This window comes from Bacteroides sp. D1 (assembly GCF_000157095.2).
Taxonomy (GTDB): Bacteria; Bacteroidota; Bacteroidia; order Bacteroidales; family Bacteroidaceae; genus Bacteroides; species Bacteroides xylanisolvens.
Map to the genome: position 1 here is coordinate 50,585 of NZ_JH114343.1, position 23,189 is coordinate 73,773.

General features: G+C 43.3%; 19 protein-coding genes. 16 read left to right on the forward strand and 3 right to left on the reverse strand.

Going from position 1 to position 23,189, the window contains the following annotated elements:
- The first annotated feature begins 263 nt into the window (after positions 1 to 263).
- The 11 genes from BSAG_RS10635 to tsf all read left to right on the forward strand — a co-directional run bounded on the left by BSAG_RS10635 (position 264) and on the right by tsf (position 17,060).
- Complete coding sequence (locus BSAG_RS10635; RefSeq protein WP_004314707.1) at positions 264 to 2,867, forward strand: DUF4962 domain-containing protein; 2,604 nt, start codon at positions 264 to 266, stop codon at positions 2,865 to 2,867.
- 26 nt (positions 2,868 to 2,893) lie between these two features.
- A complete protein-coding gene (locus BSAG_RS10630; RefSeq protein WP_004308646.1) occupies positions 2,894 to 3,631 on the forward strand; it encodes a DUF3575 domain-containing protein in 738 nt (245 codons plus the stop codon).
- A gap of 37 nt (positions 3,632 to 3,668) precedes the next feature.
- Positions 3,669 to 4,679 (forward strand): DUF6562 domain-containing protein, encoded by a 1,011-nt coding sequence (locus tag BSAG_RS10625; protein WP_004314710.1) that lies wholly within the window; start codon positions 3,669 to 3,671, stop codon positions 4,677 to 4,679.
- A 48-nt stretch (positions 4,680 to 4,727) separates the two neighbouring features.
- Positions 4,728 to 6,281, forward strand: coding sequence for a hypothetical protein (locus BSAG_RS10620; protein ID WP_004314711.1), 1,554 nt, complete (start codon positions 4,728 to 4,730; stop codon positions 6,279 to 6,281).
- Positions 6,282 to 6,411: 130 nt separating this feature from the next.
- Positions 6,412 to 8,958: a DUF4962 domain-containing protein gene (locus BSAG_RS10615; protein ID WP_008771058.1), complete on the forward strand. Its 2,547-nt coding sequence runs from the start codon at positions 6,412 to 6,414 to the stop codon at positions 8,956 to 8,958.
- A gap of 40 nt (positions 8,959 to 8,998) precedes the next feature.
- Positions 8,999 to 12,214, forward strand: a complete 3,216-nt coding sequence (locus tag BSAG_RS10610) for a SusC/RagA family TonB-linked outer membrane protein (protein WP_008997568.1) — start codon at positions 8,999 to 9,001, stop codon at positions 12,212 to 12,214.
- Positions 12,215 to 12,235: 21 nt separating this feature from the next.
- Positions 12,236 to 13,930 (forward strand): RagB/SusD family nutrient uptake outer membrane protein, encoded by a 1,695-nt coding sequence (locus BSAG_RS10605; protein WP_004314715.1) that lies wholly within the window; start codon positions 12,236 to 12,238, stop codon positions 13,928 to 13,930.
- Between the two features lie 202 nt (positions 13,931 to 14,132).
- Entirely contained in the window at positions 14,133 to 14,594 is a 462-nt protein-coding gene (gene rplM, locus BSAG_RS10600; protein ID WP_004314716.1) for a 50S ribosomal protein L13, read from the forward strand.
- Positions 14,595 to 14,600: 6 nt separating this feature from the next.
- Entirely contained in the window at positions 14,601 to 14,987 is a 387-nt protein-coding gene (rpsI, locus tag BSAG_RS10595; RefSeq protein ID WP_004297203.1) for a 30S ribosomal protein S9, read from the forward strand.
- A gap of 122 nt (positions 14,988 to 15,109) precedes the next feature.
- Positions 15,110 to 15,946 (forward strand): 30S ribosomal protein S2, encoded by an 837-nt coding sequence (gene rpsB, locus BSAG_RS10590; protein ID WP_004297204.1) that lies wholly within the window; start codon positions 15,110 to 15,112, stop codon positions 15,944 to 15,946.
- Between the two features lie 121 nt (positions 15,947 to 16,067).
- On the forward strand, positions 16,068 to 17,060 hold the full coding sequence (gene tsf, locus BSAG_RS10585) for a translation elongation factor Ts (protein WP_004297205.1): 993 nt from the start codon (positions 16,068 to 16,070) through the stop codon (positions 17,058 to 17,060).
- 204 nt (positions 17,061 to 17,264) lie between these two features.
- On the opposite strand, the gene BSAG_RS10580 is transcribed toward tsf, so the two are convergent.
- Together BSAG_RS10580 and BSAG_RS10575 are read right to left on the reverse strand one after the other, a co-directional pair.
- A complete protein-coding gene (locus BSAG_RS10580; RefSeq protein ID WP_004314717.1) occupies positions 17,265 to 17,774 on the reverse strand; it encodes a TlpA family protein disulfide reductase in 510 nt (169 codons plus the stop codon).
- Between the two features lie 36 nt (positions 17,775 to 17,810).
- Positions 17,811 to 18,161, reverse strand: coding sequence for a translation initiation factor (locus tag BSAG_RS10575; protein ID WP_004314718.1), 351 nt, complete (start codon positions 18,159 to 18,161; stop codon positions 17,811 to 17,813).
- 165 nt (positions 18,162 to 18,326) lie between these two features.
- On the opposite strand from BSAG_RS10575, the gene BSAG_RS10570 reads away from it, so the two are divergent.
- From BSAG_RS10570 to BSAG_RS10555, 4 genes are read left to right on the forward strand one after another with little or no spacing between them, the layout of a single operon-like run.
- Positions 18,327 to 18,977 (forward strand): redox-sensing transcriptional repressor Rex, encoded by a 651-nt coding sequence (locus tag BSAG_RS10570; protein WP_004297208.1) that lies wholly within the window; start codon positions 18,327 to 18,329, stop codon positions 18,975 to 18,977.
- Positions 18,977 to 19,591: a fumarylacetoacetate hydrolase family protein gene (locus BSAG_RS10565; RefSeq protein WP_004314720.1), complete on the forward strand. Its 615-nt coding sequence runs from the start codon at positions 18,977 to 18,979 to the stop codon at positions 19,589 to 19,591. Before BSAG_RS10570 ends, BSAG_RS10565 begins: the two co-directional genes overlap by 1 nt.
- Before the next feature lie 38 nt (positions 19,592 to 19,629).
- Entirely contained in the window at positions 19,630 to 20,112 is a 483-nt protein-coding gene (gene ispF / locus BSAG_RS10560) for a 2-C-methyl-D-erythritol 2,4-cyclodiphosphate synthase (protein WP_004308656.1), read from the forward strand.
- Positions 20,113 to 20,130: 18 nt separating this feature from the next.
- A complete protein-coding gene (locus BSAG_RS10555) occupies positions 20,131 to 21,138 on the forward strand; it encodes a metallophosphoesterase family protein (RefSeq protein WP_008771059.1) in 1,008 nt (335 codons plus the stop codon).
- On the opposite strand, the gene BSAG_RS10550 is transcribed toward BSAG_RS10555, so the two are convergent.
- Positions 21,128 to 21,991, reverse strand: a complete 864-nt coding sequence (locus BSAG_RS10550; RefSeq protein WP_004314722.1) for a hypothetical protein — start codon at positions 21,989 to 21,991, stop codon at positions 21,128 to 21,130. The genes BSAG_RS10555 and BSAG_RS10550 overlap by 11 nt on opposite strands.
- Positions 21,992 to 22,101: 110 nt before the next feature.
- On the opposite strand from BSAG_RS10550, the gene mnmA reads away from it, so the two are divergent.
- Positions 22,102 to 23,187, forward strand: a complete 1,086-nt coding sequence (gene mnmA / locus BSAG_RS10545) for a tRNA 2-thiouridine(34) synthase MnmA (protein ID WP_008016520.1) — start codon at positions 22,102 to 22,104, stop codon at positions 23,185 to 23,187.
- Positions 23,188 to 23,189 lie beyond the last annotated feature (2 nt).

Genomic DNA, 23,189 nt, shown 5'->3' on the forward strand with positions numbered 1-23,189 from the left:
CCGCGTCCTCTGTGGTGAAAACCTAAACAAGAACTAATAACCTTCATCTTTCTATCAATTCCAGTCATTCCGTTTTGGGGGCTATTTTACCCTTTTACCCTCTTTGTAGCTTCCTGTAACGCTTGTTTTGGACGAATTTTAAGTTGAAATGAACGAAAACAAAGTCCTGTTAGACAGTATCAGAGAAGGAAGAAATGAATTGAAAGTTCCGTTTCGGACAGTTTATCTACATTTGCCTACAGAAAAACCAATCATTTGATATCATGAAAAAAGTATTATTGATTTCATTCGTAATCTTGTCTGTGGCTGCACAGATGACACATGCGCAAAAACAAGCAGTCATCAAGTTGACGGAAACAACGTTGATGCATGAAATGCGTGCCACTCCTTATCCTCTTGATAAAGCGGTGGTAAATGATCGTGCGGTTTCTTTTCAATGGCCGCTCCGTTCGGACATGAACTCGCAGGACAGTCCGTTGGATGGATTCGAACACAAAGTAAAGAAGGTAGATAAAACGAAGATTACCTATCGGTTACGTTATTCGCAGGATGCCGGATTGAAGTCCGGAGTTGTTCAGGTGGAAACTCGTTGGCCGTTCTATAATCCGGAACAACCGCTTGCGCCGGGGGTATGGTACTGGCAGTTCGGTTATGTAGAAAACGGACAAGTGACTTGGGGAAGCACACAGCAAGTCACCGTAGAAGATCGTTCGGGCAAATTCTGTCCGCCTTCATTGAAAACAGTGTTGGCAAAACTACCTGCCGACCATCCGCGTGTGTGGATCATGAAGAACGAATGGAAGGACTTTATAAATCACAGCAAACAAAAGGCAGAAAGGCAATGGTATCTTGAACGTGCAGATCAGGTACTTCAGACTCCAATGAAATCAGTGAAAGATATTAATGTCTCGCAGGTGAAGAATCTGAAGAACGAGATGCAGATAAATTCATACCTCACTCGTGAAAGCCGTCGCATCATCGATGCGGAAGAGGGAAATACCGAAGCATTGATACGGGCCTGGTTGCTGACGCAGGATACTAAATATGCTGACGAAGCCATCAAACGGGTATTTATCATGGCCGACTGGGATAAAGATAAGAATGTGAAAGGAGATTTTAATGCTTCTAGCTTATTGTCTCTCTGCTCTATGGCTTATGATTCTTTTTACGACCGGTTGAATACATCACAAAAGAAAGCATTGCTGGAAGCCATCAAAAATAAAGGTGGTGAAATGTATGAGAACTTTAATAACCGGATGGAGAACCACATCGCCGACAATCATGTGTGGCAGATGACACTTCGCATTCTTACAATGGCGGCATTCAGTGTATATGGCGATCTGCCCGAAGCCGATACATGGGTGGATTACTGTTATAACGTCTGGTTGGCACGTTTCCCCGGATTGAACAAAGACGGTGGCTGGCACAATGGCGATTCTTACTTTACGGTCAACACCCGTACATTAGTCGAAGTGCCTTACTATTATAGCAAACTGACTGGTTACGACTTCTTTTCCGATCCTTGGTATCAGGGAAATATCATGTATACCATCTTCCAGCAACCTCCTTTTTCCAAATCCGGAGGAAACGGAAGTTCACATCAGAATGTGGCACGTCCCAACAGCATCCGTATAGGCTATTTGGATGCGCTGGCACGCCTTACCGGAAACACTTATGCCGCTGATTTCGTACGCCGCACATTGAAAGTGGAACCGGATTATATGAAGAAAGCCTTATTGAGTAAGCCCGGTGATCTTGCCTGGTTCCGCCTGCAATGTGATAAACCTCTGCCGGAAGGTGAAGGATTGACAGCACTCCCTGCAGGATACGTCTTCCCCGCAACAGGACTTGCCTCTTTCCAGACGAACTGGGACAGAGTAGGTGGAAATGCGATGTGGAGTTTCCGGTCAAGCCCTTATGGTTCTACCTCTCATGCACTTGCCAATCAGAATGCTTTCAATACGTTCTATGGTGGAAAACCATTATTTTACAGTAGCGGACACCATATTGAGTTTACCGACGTACATAGTATGTTGTGCCACCGTGCCACGCGTGCTCACAATACAATTCTGGTGAACGGTATGGGACAACGTATCGGTACGGAAGGATATGGATGGATTCCCCGTTATTATGCCAGCGAGAAGATTGGTTATGTGCTAGGCGATGCTTCCAATGCTTACGGAAAAGTGATTTCACCGCTTTGGCTGACACGCGGCGAACAGTCGGAGGTGCATTATACGCCCGAAAATGGCTGGGATGAGAATCATGTGAAAACGTTCCGCCGTCACATTGTCAATTTGGGAAAGACTGGACTCATCTTTATCTATGACGAACTCGTGGCAGACGAACCTGTAAACTGGAGTTATTTGCTGCATACCACAGAAAATCCCATGACAGTGGATCAATCGAATCATCGCTTCGTGCATATTCAAGCCACGAACCGCGGAGGAGCATCAGACGCTTATCTTTTCTCCACCGGAACATTGCAGACAGATACGACGAGCCGTTTTTTCTATCCGGCAGTCAACTGGCTACGTGCTGATGACAAAGGGGTGTTCAAGAAGTATCCTAATCACTGGCATTTCACCGCTACATCGGAAAAGGCACAAGTATATCGTTTTGCCACTGTCATCAATACACATGCACTGAAATATCCTGCCAAAGATCCCGAAATCTTGTCCGACGGACGTATCAAAGTGGGCGGATGGCTGATCAGTGTTAACCTGAAATCCGACGGTGCTCCTTCATTCTTTATCCGCAGCACTCAAGAGAAGGTGAATATCACTTATAAAGGTGAAGCTACTGTCATCAATGAGGATGGGTACGAAACGGTAATGAGGGATACAGTGCCCGAACTGGAAATCTGATCAATGAACATGAAAGATACGAATATATGAGACACTCTACTTTTAATATGAGAACTATATGTCTGTTGGCTGCATTATCGGGCATAACCGTCTTGTCGGCACAGACTCCCGGTAAACCCCGTGTACAGACTTCGGCAGCTCCGGAGGAAACTACGGTTTACAAGCCCGGCGGGAAAAAACAGGAAACAGCAGTTGCGACTTCTTCAAAAAAGGAGGAGGATAAACGCCAATCCGGCAAAGAGAATGCAGGAAAGAAAGCGGCTGCCTTTGATGGTCAACGCTATCTGGCATTGAAAACGAATGTAATATATGATGCTTGTGCTTTGCTGAACCTTGCCGTGGAAATGCAGGTGCATAAAAAGATCACGGTAGAGTTGCCGTTGACTTGCAGTTTGTGGGACTTGGGGGATAAGCACGGCGTGCGTACGGTAGCATTGCAACCTGAAGCCCGCTGGTGGATAGGAAATGAAACAGGACGGGGACACTTTGTCGGACTGCACGCCCACGTGGCATGGTTTAACGTGAAGTGGAACGATGACCGTTATCAAGATACTGATCGTCCGCTGTTGGGAGCCGGAATAAGCTACGGTTACAAACTCCCTCTTTCCAGACACTGGGGAGCGGAATTTAATCTGGGAGTGGGATATGCCAACATGAAGTATAACACCTATTATAATGTAGACAACGGCGCACAGCTGGATACGCGTGTCCGTCATTACTGGGGGATAACCCGTGTGGGAGCATCGTTAGTCTACCGCTTCTAACCTTAGATAGGAACATACATATAAATAAGATAACAATATGAGAAGAAATTTATATATACTGGCACAGTGCACTTTCTTGTTGTTCATCACCTTGCTGGTGAATGGATGCAGCCTGCACGAAGAACCGGAAATGACTCCCGAAGGAGAACTGGGAGTGGACCCGACAGCTGTAACACTCAACCTTAATCTGGCAATGAATCTAAGTTTGGCAGAAAGAGCACCGGTGACCATCACCCGTGCGTCGGAAACCAACTATCTGCGTCGTTTCATCGTAGAAGCCTATCTGGATAGACAGGTGGCGGCACGGCAAACGGTATATGAAGAGGATTTTAACCGTGCCAGTCTGTCTGTTAGTATGAAGCTGCACGCCCGTAATTACCGCATCCTGGTGTGGGCCGATTATGTGAATGCGGAGACACCGGAACAGGGACTTGTTTACGATGCCAAGAATCTGGCTTTTATCCTTCCTGCCGGAAAGTATATAGGGAATAGCCGCTATAAAGATGTTTTTGCTGCTTCTGCTATGGCAGACCTGACTTCTTTCCGCAATCATTGGGGAGCTGAAACAAGTCTTGACGTTGAACTGTATCGCCCCGTCGCACGCTATGAACTGGTGGCTAAAGATGTGGCAACGTTTCTCAATAAACTGTCCACAGGCGGACTGAAAGGTGAAAGTTTTACCGCTCGTGTGAAGTACAGTGATTATTTGCCTACCGGCTACAATTTGTGGGACGATGTACCCAAGAACTCGCTCATGTACATGGAATATAAAGTGGCCTTTGAACGCCCTGCCGATGGTACGAAAGAACTGAAACTGGGATTCGACTATGTGTTGACCGATGCCGGAGAAACCGTTTCCATCCCTGTAGAGCTCGAAATCTTGAATGAGAAGAATGAAGTGCTGGCACGTACTGCTTTCCGTATTCCTTGTGAACGGGGCAAAAACACAACGGTACGCGGTAACTTCCTGACTTCCGATGCCAATGGAGGAATAGGGATCGACCCCGATTATGACGGTGATCTGGAAGTAGACCTTGGAGAATTATAAAATAGACAAATCAATTAAGAATTGCTTAACCATAAAACAATTAAGATCATGAAAAAGAACTTATTTTATTCGCTAATGGCTTTGTTCGTAGTGCTTTTCGCATCCTGTGGACAAGAAGAAATCGTTTCGGACAACGGAACAGAAATCAATGCTCCTGTTACTATCTCTGTACAGGCTCCTGTAAATAACGTCTTTAGCCGTGCGGTTACCATTCCTGACGGTTATACGATGCAATGTATCATGCAATTACTGAATGCTGATGGCAATAAGATAGGCGATCAGGTAACTAAACCGATTACGGATGGTAAGGTATCTTTCACCATTTCCGTAGATGAACAAAAAGAAGTGTCGAAAGCATTGTTTTGGGCTGAATACGTACCGGAAAGTGGTGCTGCTAATAAAGTATATAACACTGCTGATTTGAGAGCAGTAGGATATAATACTGTATCATTCGATCTGACAAATGATGCGTTGATGGCAGCCAGCGACGCTTTCTGCGGAAAATTGGAAACGATTGGCAATGCCAGTGTGACATTGAAGCGCCCGTTTGCTAATGTGAGCGTAAAACCGAAGAATCCGGAAGTAGCTGCGGCAGCTAATAAACTGGAAATAACATACAACGCTTTGAGTGGATATGATATTTTAGAGGGTAAATGTACTGCTACGACTCCTGTGACTTATACAAATGCAAGTTTTGCTTCTGCGGATGGCAATTGGTTCGCTAATTTCTTTTTTGCTCCTTCAAATGTAGGTAAATTTACAGAAGAAATAACCATGGCATTGAGTGGCGGATATAGTAAAGAGATTAAAATACCGGCAAATACATTACCTTTGGATGCTAATATGCAGATTATGGCTAAATTTGAAATCGGAGATGGAAACTTTGACATTGAAGTAGGAGTGGATCCGGATTATGAAGCATTGGAAATGAAAGTTGGTAGTTATATCAATGCAGAAGGTAAAGTGGTACGTGATGCAGCGGATGCTGTCGGTATTGTTTTCAAGATGGAGGCTATTGGTGATGATGTGCCAGCTAATTATCCTGTAGCACTTCAGAGCAAGACAATTGTCGGATATGCGGTAGCGATTGAGAATGTAGCGACTGGTCGTCAGGTTCTTAATAATGCCGCAATGAGCTCTTTAGTTACAACAGATGCAACTGTAACTAATGGAACACAGGCTACAGAGGCTTTACTTACAGGTATTGGAGAAGTTGCATTTATGACAACTTATAATAGCTGGGTGAATGAACATCCGCTTGATGGTGAAAGTTTGAGTTCATGGTATATTCCTACAGTGGATCAATTGGGTGAATTCGTGGGAATGTTATTTAAAATAGGAGAGGTAGAGCCCACTGGTGGACAAGCTTTCAGAGAAATGCCGGAATTTGCATTTGAAAATGGTGTAATGTTTGATCGGGATCCTATTGAGTCCGTATATTATGCCTCTTGTACGGTTAATGGAAGTAAAGATATTTCCGGTGTAATCATTAATGTGGATAAAACAACTAAGCAGGTGCTGGATGCAAAAGCAAGTAGTCTGAAAGTTACTGGTAGTTCGCAGAAAGCTCTTTGCCGCCCAATGATTACAATCTTTAAATAGTCATTGAATATTCGACCTTACTCAATAGAAATTCAAGGAAAGTGGGATCCCCCCGTCCCGCTTTACCTTCTTCTTACATTGAAACTTTTGAAAATAGCCCTCTAATCTTATACCAAGAAAAGAAAATAATATGCACACCACATTTCGCCTATCGGTTTTTCTTTTGTTCATGGTACAGCTGTTCTGTAACTGTACATCTGACTCGCTGCCCGAACCGGACGGTACGCAGCCAGAGACGCCTGCCGGAATTCCCGATGCCTATCAGGATAAAATACGAACGCAACCTTATCCCAAAGCAGATAATGAATTGTATTTGAATCCTGCTTCTCTTATTGTTCCTCAAGCCATGAAGACGGGCGAAAGACTACAATTTTCCCTTTCACGTACTGAAGATTTCAGCAGTTCCGAAACGCTACTTTCCGAACCGCAGGAATGGTGTATGTATAATCTTCATCGTCGTTTGGAGGTCGGCACATGGTATTGGCGCTTTCGTTCCACTAATCTTAATGGAACTACGCCCGGTGAATGGAGCTCTACCTATCGTTTTGAAGTAAAGAATGATACACCGAAATTCATAACACCTCCTTTTCAAACATTCTTAGCCAATGCTCCCCGCCAGCATCCCCGTATTTACTGTTTTTGGGACGAACGTATCGGGGAAGCTCGTAACCGTGTCACTTCACACCCTGAATATGCAGAACTACAAAGTCGTGCTTCTCAGGCATTGAAAGCAGAATACACCGGAATGACTGATTTATATAGCCGTGCAGAAGAACTCCGGCAACATGCCACTTATCTTTATCAGGCCTATCATCTAACCCAAAAAGAAATTTATGCCGAAAAGTTACGTCAGCTTCTCGAAGCGTTGATTGTCGCTCCCCCTGCTGACGGACAACTTTTTGCATCTAACTTTACTGCCAGCAACATCGCATGGTGTCTTGTTGCAGCCTACGATCTGCTTTATAATAATTTGTCTGCTTCCGATCGTACTGCTGCCGAAGAACTGATGATGCGTGTGGCGCGTTACTATTACAAGGTAAATTGCGGTTTTCAGGAAAACCATCTCTTTGATAATCATTTTTGGCAGCAGAATATGCGTGTCCTCTTTCAAGTGGCTTTGTCGCTTTACGACAAACCGGCCTATTCTTTCGAAGTGCTGCCCATGATGGAGTATTATTATGAATTGTGGACAGCCCGTGCTCCTGCTTCCGGTTTCAATCGCGACGGTATATGGCACAATGGTACCGGTTATTTCAGTGCCAATATCTTGACTTTGGCGTATATGCCGTCTCTTCTTTCATTCATCAGTCGGTACGATTTTCTATCACATCCGTGGTATCAGAATGCCGGACGTTCGTTGGTTTATACTTGCCCGCCGGGATCGAAAAGCAACGGCTTTGGTGACAGTAGTGAAAAGGGGAGTGAACCCAACCGTCTGATTGCCGCCTTTGCTGACTATCTGGCATGTGAAACGGGTAATTCCTATGCCGGATGGTATGCCGGAGAGTGTCGGGACCTGTTGCGTCGAGATTATGAATTGCGTCTTTACCGGATGTGTACCGATCAGGATTACAATACAACTTTTCCTGCCGGGGCTGATAAAATGGTATGGTATAAAGACGCTGGTGAAGTAGCCATGCACAGTGCTCCGGAAGATGCGGGAAAGGATCTTGCGCTCTCGTTCCGTTCCAGTACATTCGGGTCCGGCAGTCACACTACTGCCAGTCAGAATGCTTTTAACCTGTTGTATAAAGGTGTCGATGTGTATCGCAGTACGGGCTATTATCAGAATTTCAGCGATGCTCATAATCTGATGTCCTATCGCCATACGCGGGCACATAATTCTCTGTTGGTAAACGGCATCGGGCAACCTTATTCTACCGAAGGTTATGGCAGTGTGATGCGTGCTATGGGCGGACAGCATATCAGTTACTGTTTGGGAGATGCTTCACATGCTTACAGAGGTATCAGCAATGACCCGATGTGGGTTGGCTACTTCAAGCAGGCAGGTATTGAGCAGACGCCTGAAAATGGATTCGGTGCCACTCCGTTGACTAAATACCGCCGACATGTGTTGATGCTTCATCCTCATACGGTGATTGTGTATGATGAACTGGAAGCGTCAGAGGCTGTCCGCTGGGAGTGGCTGTTGCATAGTCCTACGGAATTTAAGATCGATACGGTAAAGAAAACGTTGTCTACAGATAATAAGACCAAAGGATGGATGGCTGTGACGCAGCTTTTTGGAGGACATGTTTTTACGCTGTCCCAAACGGACCGTTTTGTAGTGCCGCCCGCCATCACCGGAGCGGAGTATCCCAACCAGTGGCATTTGACTGCACGGGTTGACGGTTGTTCTGCCACCCGTTTCCTGGCTATTATTCAGGTAGGAGATGAGGCTGTTTCTATTATTAACCGTGACGGTGATACCTTTAACGTAGGCGACTGGACGATCAAAGCGGTTTTGGATGCTTCCAAGGCACCGGAACTGACAGTGAGTCATCGCACCGAACAAGCAGTATTTAGTTATGGAACAGACAATCCTGCGTTGAATGGCAATTTTTACTCTCGACAATATACGGGTTCCTCGTTGCTTTACGACGAGATAGACGGGGCTTATCAGGTGGTAGAAATGACCGACCGGAGTCCTATATCTACCCGGGTAGTAAATCAATGATAAACAATGAAACATAGTGAATATAAATAACAAACAGAATATGATGAAAAGTAGAATTATTTGCATTTTGTTGCTTCTTGTCGGTGTATCCGGCATTTATGCCCAGAGTTTGACCGTTACCGGTAAGGTGGTGGACAACGAAGGCTTGGAAGTGATTGGAGGAAATGTAACCGTGAAAGGAAAACAAAACACGGGTACCATTACTGATATCAATGGTAAATACACCATTACCGTTAGTGATCCGCAGAAAGATGTCTTGGTTTTCTCTTTTATCGGATTGGAAAATATGGAAGTACCCGTGAAAGGAAGAAAACAGATTGATGTGACCATGAAAGCAGCGTCGGTATTGTTGGATGAGGTGGTAGCTATCGGTTATGCAACAGTAAAGCGTAAAGACCTGACCGGTTCTGTGGCTTCTGTGAGAAGCGACGATTTGCTCAAAGTTCCTTCGTCTGATGTAACCCAAGCTTTAGCGGGACGTATGGCGGGTGTGCAGATTATACAAACAGACGGTCAGCCCGGTGCTACGATGTCAGTGCGTGTTCGTGGCGGTATATCAATTACGCAAAGCAACGAACCGCTTTATATTATCGACGGATTTCCGACGGAAGATGGCATGTCCAGCCTTGATCCTGCCGATATTGAAAGTATCGACGTGTTGAAAGATGCTTCGGCAACAGCCATCTACGGCGCCCGGGGAGCGAATGGCGTAGTGGTAATCACCACCAAAAGCGGTGCGAAAAGTGAAGGGAAAGCGACTCTTACTTTCGATTCTTATGTCGGTGTGCGTACGCTTGCCAAGCGGTTAGATGTATTAAGTGTGGAGGAATTTGTGTTGGCGGATTATGAAAGAACATTAGGAGATGCTACTGATCCCGAGGAAAGTATGCGGTCATGGCAGAATCGTTACGGTGGTTTTGTCGATCTTCATGAGAACTATGGCAATCGTAAAGGTATCGACTGGCTGGACCGTACGATGGGACGCACTACCGTTACGCAAAATTACCGGGTAGGCGTCAACGGTGGCAATGATAAGTTGAACTACAATATGTCTTATGGTTACTTCAAGGATGAAGGTGCGATGGTATATAGCGGCAGCGACAAACATAACATTGCGCTTAGCGTGAAAAGCGAAGTGAATAAGCGGCTCTCCGTTACAGGACGTATCAACTTCGATTATCTGAAAGTGTATGGAGCAGGTGTTGCCGGAAATGGTACGAATGAAGGCGGAAGCAATGTAGATGCAAAGTTTAATAAAATGGTTCAGATTTTGCAATACCGTCCTACCATTGGTATACGTGGTAATGACTCGGATTTGTTGGCAGGAGAAGACCCTGTATTAAGCGATGCAGACGGAAACGTGATGCAGAATCCGTTGATTGCCGCCGCTGAAGAAAAAGATAATAAGGAAACACGTACTTTGCAAGCCAATGGCGGACTGACTTTCAAAATCATCAAAGGATTGACTTTCCGCAACAATACGGGTATGCGTTATCAGCTTTACCGCCGGGAGCTTTTCTATGGCGACCAATCTATTATGGGAAGACGCAGCGGTATTTACGGCTCTATCAGGAATACGGAGACCGGAAGTTTTCAGACCTCTAACGTCTTGACTTATGATAAACGTTTTCAGAAGAAGCATAAAGTGGTAGTACAATTGGGACAGGAATTTGTAAAACGCTGGACTCGTGTGCTCGAATCCGGTGTCAGTGGGTTGCCTACCGATGAGTTCATTTTGGGAGATATGAGTCTGGGTACTCCATCCGTTGCTTCGTCCGATGAAAACTATGATGATAATCTGCTCTCTTTCTTCGCTCGTCTCAACTATGACTTTACCGATAAGTATTTGTTTTCCGCAACTTTCCGTGCGGATGGCTCTTCTAAATTCGGTAAGAATAATAAATGGGGATATTTTCCTGCCGTATCAGCAGCATGGCGTGTGGGTGAAGAGGATTTTATAAAGAAACTGAATGTTTTCTCCGACTTGAAATTCCGTATCGGATACGGTTTGGCGGGTAACAACAGAATCGGTAGTTATAACAGCCTTGCTTTGATGTCTTCCATCATCACAGCTATGGGAGATCAGCTTACTCCCGGTTATGCTTCCAAGCAGATACCGAATCCCGATCTGAAGTGGGAAGCGAACAAGACTTTTAATATGGGGGTCGATTTAGGATTTCTGAATCAACGTATTACCATTTCACCCGAATTCTATATAAATAGGAGTAGTAACTTGCTGCTTAACGCCCAGTTGCCTTATTCTTCCGGTTATCAGAGTATGTTGATTAATGCCGGAGAAACGAAGAATGTAGGTGTGGAACTGACTGTGAATACTGTGAATTTCTCTACAAAGAAGTTTAGTTGGAACACTACACTGACGCTGTCGCACAATAAAAATTCCGTGAAAGCATTGACCGGTGAGGCGGTGCAACTCTATGAAGCTAGGTTCGGCTTTAACCAAAACACTCATCGTATTGCTGTCGGAGAACCATTAGGACAGTTCTATGGTTACATCACCGAAGGGCTGTATCAGGTAGATGATTTCAATTATGATGCTTCTACGCAGACCTATACCCTGAAAGATGGGATACCTTATCATGGTGATAAAAGCCGGATTCGTCCGGGTATGTGGAAGTTTAAGAACTTGACCGGAGACGATAATGTGATTGATGAAAATGATAAAACGGTCATTGGTAACGCTCAACCGAAATTCTACGGAGGATTGAACAACTCTTTTACTTACAAAGGATTTGATTTAAGTATATTCCTGACTTTCAGCTATGGCAACGAAGTGCTGAATGCGACCAAACTGGTTACCAGTAAGGTGGGTAGCTTGAACTACAACGCATTGGACGTGATGAATAGCTCTAATCGCTGGATGACCATCAATTCGGATGGACAGAAAGTGACAGATCCCGGAGAACTGGCTGCTTTGAATGCTGGTAAAACCGTAGCCGCTTATCATGATGCTCAACAAGGAGACAATTATATTCATTCATGGGCAGTGGAGGATGCTTCCTATTTGAAACTAAGTAATGTGACTTTGGGATATACATTCCCTAAAAACCTGATTGCAAGGGTAGGATTGAAGAACTTGCGTTTGTATGCCACCGGTAATAATCTCTTGACTTGGACTAAGTATTCAGGTTTCGATCCGGAAGTCTCTACGATGAAAAGCGGTTTGACACCGGGTGTTGACTTTGGGGCATATCCGCTTAGCCGTTCTTTTATTTTTGGTCTCAACGTAGCATTTTAATTCTTTAAATACATAGTAATCATGAAAAAGATACATCTATTATATGCCGTATTCGCCCTATTGGCAACAGGATTTTCTTCTTGTGAGGATTTGCTGACGGAAGAACCTAACTCAAAATATGACCGGGACCGCTATTTCGATTCGGAAGATAAAGCGGAAATGGCAGTGATGGGAATATATAGTTCATTGTCGGACTTTAATCATTATGGTTGGTACGAAATGGCTTCTCCTGCATCAGACGATACCTATTATACGGCTCGTACGCAGTCTGACAATCAGGTTCACGATATTGCACATTATCAGCTAAACTCCACGAATACGTGGATTGAAAGTATCTGGAAACTGAAATATGAGGGAATCGACCGGGCTAACCTCACCATTGACGGAATCTGTGGCATGACAGGATACGCAGAAAATACCCGTCTGAAAGCATTGGAAGCGGAAGCTCGTTTTCTGCGTGCTTTCCTCGCATTTGATTTGGTGAGATATTGGGGAGATGTGCCTTTCAAAACATCTTATTCATCATCCTACGAATCTGCTTTTGGTGAACGTGTGGACAGGGAAGTGATTTATGATGAGATTATATCTGACCTTACTTTCGCTAAAAACAATCTGGATTGGGCAACTGCTTCTTCCAGTCCCGAACGGGTGACGCAAGGGGCTGCCCGTGCATTGCTGATGCGTGTATATTTGCAACGTGCAGGATATAGCCTTCAATCGAATGGACAGTTGAAACGTCCGGAGGACAGTAAGCGGATGGAATATTTCGATGCAGTGATAAAAGAGTGGGAGGCTTTTGAAAAGAAAGGGTACCATGATTTTTATGATGGTGGTTATGAGGCACTCTTTAAAAGCTACTCGCAGGGGGTACTGAATAATAAGGAGAGTCTTTGGGAGATTGCTTTCTATCATTCACAAGGACGTCGTAACGGTGGAGCATGGGGGATTTATAACGGTCCGCAGGTGGCGGAACCTACCGGAATTTCTGCATCTGAATCTAGTCAGTATATGGGACGTGCCAATGGTTTCTTTATAGTCGTTCCCGAATGGCGTAACTTCTTCGAAGCGAGCGATAAACGCCGTGATGTGGCGATTTGCACCTATCGTTATACCTGGAATGGTACTAAAAAAGAGCATGTAAAAGAAGAAAGAAGTGCAGGTAGCTGGTATGTAGGAAAATGGCGCCGGGAATGGATGCCGAAAGAGTCATGGAACAAGAATATCAATTATGCGGATGTGAACTATTGCCCTTTGCGTTATGCTGATGTGGTATTGATGGCTGCCGAAGCGTATAATGAAACAGGAACAGATAGACAAAAAGCATGGGATTTGTTGAATAGCGTACGTACACGTGCTGAAGCAACTTCTATTACAGAAGCGAATTATGATGAAATGATGAGCGCACGGAAAAAGACACATAACCTGACTTTCATTGACGACTCTACACCGGAAGGAAAGTTCCGTACGGCTCTCTACTGGGAACGTGGCTTTGAACTGGCTTTTGAAGGACAACGCAAATATGATCTGATACGTTGGGGAGTGTTGGGAAAGGCTCTGAAACTGTTTGGTGAGATCAGTTCCGTCAATCAGAAAGAGAACAAACCATATCCGGCTTACCGGAATTTTATGGAGGGTAAACATGAACTTTTCCCTATCCCTCTGAAAGAGATACAAAGTAATCCGAAACTCAATGGAATGAATAATAACGGGTATTGAGAAGACTCTCAATAGAATAGGCGACTGGAAAAATATACAAAAATAGTTTGCCAATTCAAAGAAAAGCCGTACTTTTGCAAGCCGATTATTATCACAAAATGATAAGAGATTAATTCATAGCAAGTTAGTATTCCTTTGTCCGGGGAAGACTAATGAGTGGTGAAGAAATTTTTAGTAGTAACATTTAAAAAACAAAATTAGAGTGGATACTTTAAGTTACAAGACCATTTCTGCAAACAAAGCGACTGTAACCAAAGAATGGGTTATCGTTGACGCTACAGACCAAACATTAGGCCGTCTGGGAGCAAAAGTTGCAAAATTGCTGAGAGGAAAGTACAAACCAAACTTTACTCCTCACGTAGACTGCGGTGATAACGTTATCATCATCAATGCAGACAAAGTAAAACTGACTGGTAACAAATGGAATGACAGAGTTTATTTGTCATATACAGGTTATCCTGGTGGTCAGAGAGAAATGACTCCTGCCCGTTTGATTGCAAAACCGAACGGTGAAGAGAGATTACTGAAAAAAGTAGTGAAGGGCATGCTTCCTAAGAATATCCTGGGAGCTAAATTGCTGAATAACTTGTATGTTTACGCTGGTAGCGAACACAAACAAGCTGCTCAGAACCCGAAAATGATTGATATTAATTCATATAAATAAGATATAATGGAAGTAGTAAATGCATTAGGCAGACGTAAACGTGCTATTGCACGCATATTCGTAAGCGAAGGTACAGGAAAGATTACTATTAACAAGAGAGACCTTGCAGAGTACTTTCCATCAACTATTCTTCAGTATGTTGTAAAACAACCATTGAACAAGCTGGGTGCTGCTGAGAAGTATGACATCAAGGTGAACTTGTGTGGTGGTGGTTTCACTGGTCAGTCTCAGGCATTGCGTTTGGCAATTGCTCGTGCACTGGTTAAGATGAACGCTGAAGATAAAGCTGCTCTTCGTGCAGAAGGCTTCATGACTCGTGACCCTCGTTCTGTTGAACGTAAGAAACCGGGACAGCCGAAAGCTCGTAGAAGATTCCAGTTCAGCAAGCGTTAATGTGCTGCCTGATAGAGGAATATGTTTAGTATCTAAACTACTGGGACTCTGCTCATAGACTACCCAGCGGTTGGTTTAAGAAAAAACAAAAAAGAAAGTAAACGATTTAAAGAAAAAACAAGATGTCAAGAACAAATTTTGATACATTATTGGAGGCTGGTTGCCACTTCGGACACCTTAAGAGAAAGTGGAACCCTGCAATGGCTCCTTATATTTTCATGGAACGCAATGGTATTCATATCATTGACCTCCACAAAACAGTTGCAAAAGTAGACGAAGCTGCTGAAGCTTTGAAACAGATTGCCAAATCTGGCAAGAAAGTTCTTTTTGTTGCTACTAAAAAACAAGCTAAACAAGTTGTAGCTGAGAAAGCTCAATCTGTTAATATGCCTTATGTAATCGAACGCTGGCCGGGTGGTATGTTGACTAACTTCCCGACTATCCGTAAGGCTGTGAAGAAAATGGCTACTATCGATAAATTGACTAACGATGGTACTTACTCTAACCTTTCTAAGAGAGAAGTTCTTCAGATTTCTCGTCAACGTGCAAAATTGGACAAGACTTTGGGATCTATCGCTGACCTGACTCGTCTGCCGTCTGCATTGTTCGTTATCGACGTAATGAAAGAAAACATCGCAGTTCGCGAAGCTAACCGTCTGGGTATCCCTGTATTTGGTATCGTTGATACTAACTCTGATCCTTCAAACGTTGATTTCGTAATTCCTGCTAACGATGACGCTACTAAATCAGTAGAAGTTATCTTGGATGCTTGCTGCGCTGCAATGATCGAAGGTTTGGAAGAAAGAAAAGCTGAAAAGATCGATATGGAAGCTGCTGGTGAAGCTCCTGCTAACAAAGGCAAGAAGAAATCAGTGAAAGCTAGACTCGACAAGTCTGACGAAGAAGCTATCAACGCAGCTAAAGCTGCTGCTTTCATCAAGGAAGACGAAGAGGCTTAATATATAAAATGTGCCAATTTGCTAATGTGCAAGAGTATATTTATACGCTTGTATCTTGATTGGCAGATTGGCACATTTTTTGTTTCGAAAATTATTATTCATTTAAATAAAGGAAATTATTATGGCTGTAAGTATGGCTGATATTACCAAGCTGCGCAAAATGACCGGAGCTGGTATGATGGATTGCAAAAACGCGTTGACTGAAGCTGAAGGCGATTTCGACAAGGCAATGGAAATTATCCGTAAGAAAGGACAAGCTGTTGCTGCTAAGCGTTCGGAACGTGAAGCTTCTGAAGGTTGCGTTTTGGCTAAAACTACCGGTGACCGTGCTGTTATCGTTGCTTTGAAGTGTGAAACTGACTTTGTGGCTCAGAATGCTGATTTCGTGAAACTGACTCAGGATATTCTTGATCTTGCTGTGGCTAATAAATGCGCTACTTTGGACGAAGTAAAAGCATTGCCGATGGGTAACGGTACTGTACAGGATGCAGTGACTGACCGTAGCGGTATCACAGGTGAGAAAATGGAACTGGATGGTTACATGACTGTAGAAGGTGTATGCACTGCTGTTTATAATCACATGAACAGAAATGGTCTTTGCACGATTGTTGCTTTCAACAAGGAAGTGAACGAGCAGTTGGCTAAGCAAATAGCTATGCAGATTGCTGCCATGAACCCGATTGCTATTGATGAAGATGGCGTTTCTGAAGAAGTAAAACAGAAAGAAATTGAAGTTGCTATTGAGAAGACAAAAGCAGAACAGGTACAGAAAGCTGTAGAAGCTGCTCTGAAGAAAGCTAACATCAACCCGGCTCATGTGGACAGCGAAGAACACATGGATAGCAACATGGCTAAAGGATGGATTACAGCTGAAGATGTAGCTAAAGCAAAAGAAATTATTGCTACTGTTTCTGCAGAGAAGGCTGCACACCTGCCTGAACAAATGATTCAGAACATCGCGAAAGGTCGTCTGGGCAAGTTCTTGAAAGAAGTTTGCTTATTGAACCAGGAAGATATCATGGACGGTAAGAAAACTGTAAGAGAAGTGTTGGCTGCTGCTGACCCTGAACTGAAGATTGTTGATTTCAAGCGTTTCACTTTGAAAGCTGAATAATCAATCAGATTCAAATTCTATGATGTGTCCTTAAAAACGGAACACGTTAACTTAATAGAGGTATTCATTAAGACTCTCTATTTGAAGATACAAGAATGGCAACTAATTCATAACGAGTTAGTTGCCTTTTCTTTTGATTTGATCTTATCATTCCTTTCCTCAAGAAACTGCCATGTATAACATGAGGCACATTCTTGGGGAGGATTATTTCAATGCTTTGTCTATTTCCTTCATCAGCTTGTCCATTTCTTCTTTTTTATAACCGACAGTGGCGGATATCACTTTCCCGTCTTTGTCGATTAAGTAACTTCTGGGAATGTATTGACTGGCAAACTTACCTGTGACTTCCCGTTTCGGGTCCGGGTAGAGAGGAAATGTAAACCCTTTGCGCTTGTTGTATTCCGTTAATTGATTGTCGGTATGTTCGCGTCCGATTACTAACATGCAGAAATCTTTGTTGTCCTTATATTTAGGCCAGAGTGTTTTTTGAACTTCAGCCAGTTCGCTTTGGCAAGGACCACACCAAGTAGCGAAAATATTGATTAATACAACTTTTCCTTTCAGGTCCTCGGAGTTTACAGTACCGTTCACTGTTGAATGAAGGGTGAAAGCAGGCATACTATCGCCTACCTTGACGATATCAGCATTGTTGTCTTGTGCAAATGACAACAGTGAGAATAACGCTGCTGCACAGAATAATGTTACTTTTCTCATATCTTTAAAATTTCTAGTTACAAAATGCTATTTAGTTTAACCTCCTATACCTTTTGTTTTAGAGTATCCTTCTTTAATGAGCAGCTCTATGATTTTGGTTTTGAAATCTCCTTGTACCATAATCTCTCCGTCTTTAGCCGATCCGCCTACTCCGCATTTGCTTTTCAGTAGCTTACCCAGCTCTTTCAAGTCGTTTTCTGTACCTATAAATCCGGTAATTAATGTGACCACTTTACCGCCCCGGTTCTTTTTGTCAATGGAAACTCGCAGGCTTTGTTTGTTTTTGTCGAGAGTAACTTGCTCTTCATCGTTATCCATTTCATAGCCGAAGTCCGGATTCGTGGAATACACTACGTTTAATCTATCTTTCCAATCATTATTTTTCATACTCGTCATTTTTAATCCTTTTCAAAAGTATTAAACTTATGGAAAAGAGCAAAATTTGAACCTCTTTTCATTGTTTTGTTTAATCTCTATTAAGGTTTTCTGTTATAGGGTTGTCAGTCTCAAAAAAGATTGTACTTTTGCAAAATACCAAATTTAGTAAGAAGTATGAGCACATCTATACGAAAAGAGGCGGATAAAGTGCCGGAGCCTACCTTGCGCAGACTTCCCTGGTATCTGTCCAACATAAAACTAATGAAAGAAAAAGGAGAACAGTACGTCTCTTCTACACAAATCTCTAAGGAAATAAATATTGATGCTTCTCAAATCGCCAAGGATTTATCCTACGTCAATATCTCCGGGCGCACGAGAGTAGGGTATAACATTGATGCGCTGATTGAAGTGTTGGAGAGTTTTCTTGGATTTACCAATATGCACAAAGCCTTCTTGTTTGGTGTAGGTAGCCTGGGGGCTGCTTTGCTTCGGGATTCAGGTTTGCATCATTTCGGGCTGGAGATTGTGGCAGCTTTTGATGTGAATCCGGAATTGGTGGGAAAAGACCTGAATGGTATTCCTATTTTTCACTCCGATGATTTTGAGGCAAAGATGAAAGAATACGATGTAAATATCGGTGTGTTGACCGTGCCTATTAATATTGCTCAGGAAATTACAGATAAGATGGTAGACGGAGGTATAAAAGCCGTATGGAACTTTACTCCTTTCCGAATCCGTGTACCCGAGAATATTGTGGTGCAGAATACGTCTTTATATGCTCATTTGGCTGTTATGTTTAACCGATTGAATTTTAACGAGAAATAATGAAGATTATTGCAGTAGGCATGAACTACGCCCAGCATAACAAAGAACTGGGACATACACAAGTAAATACGGAGCCGGTGATTTTTATGAAGCCTGATTCTGCTATTCTGAAAGATGGCAAACCGTTTTTCATCCCCGACTTTTCCAACGAGATACATTATGAAACGGAATTGGTAGTCCGTATCAACCGATTGGGGAAAAATATCGCTCCCCGTTTTGCTAACCGCTATTATGATGCTGTGACAGTCGGTATCGACTTTACAGCCCGTGACCTTCAACGAAAGTTCCGTGAACAGGGGAATCCCTGGGAGCTTTGTAAAGGTTTTGACTCATCGGCTGCTATTGGGACTTTTGTTCCGGTAGAGCATTATAAAGATATTCAAAATTTGAACTTCAATCTGTTGATCGACAGTAAAGAAGTACAGCGTGGCTGTACAGCAGATATGCTTTTCAAGATAGATGATATTATCGCTTATGTCAGTCGGTTTGTAACGTTGAAAATCGGTGATCTACTCTTTACGGGGACTCCTGTCGGTGTAGGTCCTGTTAGTATCGGACAGCGTTTGCAAGGTTATCTGGAAGAGGAAAAACTGCTGGATTTCTATATCCGTTGATCTTTTTTATTCATTAGTGCTCATTTGTTATACGAAATATGAAGATAAGAGTAGGCTTTGGCTTCGACGTACATCAGCTGGTCGAAGGGCGTGAATTGTGGCTGGGCGGTATTCTTTTGGAACATACCAAAGGATTGTTGGGACATTCGGATGCTGATGTATTGTTGCATGCGGTTTGCGATGCTTTGTTAGGGGCAGCGAATATGCGTGATATCGGCTATCACTTTCCCGATACGGCTGGAGAATTTAAAAACATAGATAGCAAAATACTGCTGAAGAAAACAGTGGAATTGATTGCTACCAAAGGATATAAAGTGGGTAATATCGATGCAACCATTTGTGCCGAACGCCCGAAGTTAAAGGCACATATTCCTTTGATGCAAGAGACGATGGCAACTGTCATGGGAATTGATGCGGATGATATTTCCATTAAGGCGACTACTACCGAGAAACTCGGTTTTACGGGTCGTGAAGAAGGTATATCAGCCTATGCTACCGTATTGATAGAGAAGATTTCTTAACCCCTAAAACAAATAAATATGATTCGGCTCTTAAAAATTTACTTAACACTTACCTTTTTGTTGGTAACAACTTTTGGTATGGCTCAAAAGAGTGAACTGAAATTTAGTAAAGATGGTAAATTCAAAATTGTGCAATTTACCGATGTGCATTTTAAATACGGCAACCGGGCTTCTGATATCGCTTTGGAACGCATAAATCAGGTGCTTGATGATGAACGCCCGGATTTGGTGATTTTTACCGGCGATGTTGTTTATTCTGCTCCGGCAGATTCCGGAATGTTGCAGGTATTGGAACCGGTAGTTAAACGCAAACTGCCTTTCGTGGTCACTTTTGGTAATCATGACAATGAACAGGGAATGACACGGGAACAGTTATATGATATTATCCGTAAAGTTCCCGGAAATTTATTGCCAGACCGGGGAACAGTCTTATCGCCGGACTATGTATTAACCGTGAAATCGTCTTCTAATGTAAAGAAGGATGCAGCTTTGCTTTATTGCATGGATTCTCATTCCTATTCTCCTTTGAAAGATGTGAAGGGATATGCATGGCTTACATTCGATCAGATAAACTGGTATCGCCAGCAGAGTGCAGCTTATAAAGCGCAAAATGGTGGACAGCCTTTGCCGGCTCTTGCCTTTTTCCATATTCCTCTTCCTGAATACAATGAAGCTGCCCGTACCGAAAACGCGATTCTTCGCGGAACTCGTATGGAGGAAGCTTGTGCACCTAAATTGAATACGGGAATGTTTGCGGCAATGAAAGAAGCGGGTGATGTGATGGGTATGTTTGTAGGACACGATCATGATAATGATTATGCAGTGATGTGGAAAGGTATTCTTCTGGCTTATGGACGCTTCACCGGTGGAAATACGGAATATAATCATTTGCCTAACGGGGCCCGTATCATCGTATTAGATGAGGGTGCTCGTACATTTACGTCCTGGATTCGTCAGAAAGACGGAGTGGTGGATAAAATTTCCTATCCGGCAAGTTTTGTCAAGGACGATTGGACTAAACGTTGAGGCTTGCGAACTTCACATGGCTAAGGCGCGTGTATTTTGAACCATAACTTTCGTATTGGCGTGATACTTTCGCCGATGCAATGTAGATAATATCTCCCAGTCGGTACTCATGTTCTATCCCTGATAGAGTGCATGAAACCGCACTGGGATTTTTTGATGGAATACTTATAATAACCAGGTTTCCACTGGCATCGGTTAAAGTCAGTATCTGCTTGACAAAAAACTGTGGGGTAGTGCCGTTCACTCTTGTTTTGTACGGATCGTCTTCCAGTCGTACGCGTGTGACTTTTAATTTTAAGTCAGTCAGTTTTTCCCCTAATTCTCCTAGATAGCGGCTTGATGAACGTTTCTCTCTCGACTTTCTGATCATGATATCCAAATGTATGGAATGATAAGCCTGTGCTATTTGGACGAAGCGTTCCTGTTTAGGTATTTTTGGGGTGAACTTGTAAGCTACCCAACTTAAATAGGCAGGATCTATCTTCAAAATTTCATGAAGAAAATGTCCCCGGTATTTTCCGAAGAAGATGAGGTCGTCACCGTTACTCTGCATTCTTTTTTCATTGTAATCCATGAGAATAAGACAACGCCTTGAATAGTAAAACATTGTACTGGCCATCCGGAGAGATTCGTTAATGTCCGGTGACAGGTCATGTATATAAAGAATAGATTGCTTTTCGGGCAGGGGAGAGTACAGCCAAAGGGAATAGTTTGGTTTCCCCGGTCGGGGCAACACCACCAAGTAGACTCCTGCCTCTTTAAAAGAGGCTCTGCCTCGGTTGTACTCATTCAATTTGGCATACAATAAGGCTTCTTCGTTTTCGGAAATGCCCGGTAATCTAGGGTTAGCCATAATTGTTCTCGCTTTTGGTATATTTCAAATATAAGGATTTTCTTTCAGAAAAGCAACTTTTCTCTTTGAAATCTCGTACATTTGTAACCATGTAAATTTTCAAAATTCGAATGGAAGAACGAAACAAGAGAGTATTGGTAGGTATGAGCGGTGGCATAGACAGCACCGCTACTTGCTTGATGCTGCAAGAACAAGGATATGAGATTGTAGGAGTTACCATGCGTGTGTGGGGAGATGAACCGCAGGACGCCAGGGAGTTAGCTGAACGAATGGGGATTGAACATTATGTGGCAGATGAGCGTATTCCTTTTAAAGAGACCATCGTAAAAAACTTCATAGATGAATATAAGCAGGGGCGTACACCGAATCCGTGTGTGATGTGCAATCCGTTGTTTAAGTTCCGTGTTCTGACGGAGTGGGCGGATAAGTTGAATTGTGCATGGGTAGCTACCGGACATTATTCGCGATTGGAAGAGAAAAACGGAAACATTTATATAGTAGCCGGAGACGATGATAAGAAAGACCAGTCGTATTTTCTCTGGAGATTGGGGCAGGATGTGCTGAAACGTTGCATTTTCCCGTTGGGAGATTATACGAAAGTAAAGGTTCGTGAGTATCTTGCGGAGAAAGGGTATGAAGCAAAGTCGAAAGAAGGAGAAAGTATGGAAGTCTGCTTTATTAAAGGAGATTATCGTGATTTTCTTCGTGAACAGTGCCCCGAACTGGATAGTGAAATCGGATCGGGATGGTTTGTTAACTCTGAAGGAGTAAAACTGGGGAAACATAAAGGAGCACCTTATTATACGATTGGCCAACGAAAAGGACTGGAGATCGCTTTAGGAAAGCCTGCTTATGTGTTGAAAATCAATCCGCAGAAAAATACAGTGATGCTTGGAGATGCCGACCAATTGGAAACTGAATACATGTTGGCGGAGCAGGATAAGATTGTAGATGAACGGGAACTGTTCGGGTGTGAGAATCTGACAGTGCGGATTCGTTATCGCAGTCGTCCGATTCCCTGCCGGGTGAAAAGATTGGAAGACGGACGTTTGTTGGTCCGTTTCCTCGAAACGGCTTCAGCCATTGCTCCCGGACAATCTGCTGTGTTTTATGATGGAAGACGGGTGCTGGGAGGAGCTTTTATCGCTTCCCAAAGAGGAATCGGGCTGGTGATTATAGAAAATGAAGAATTATGATT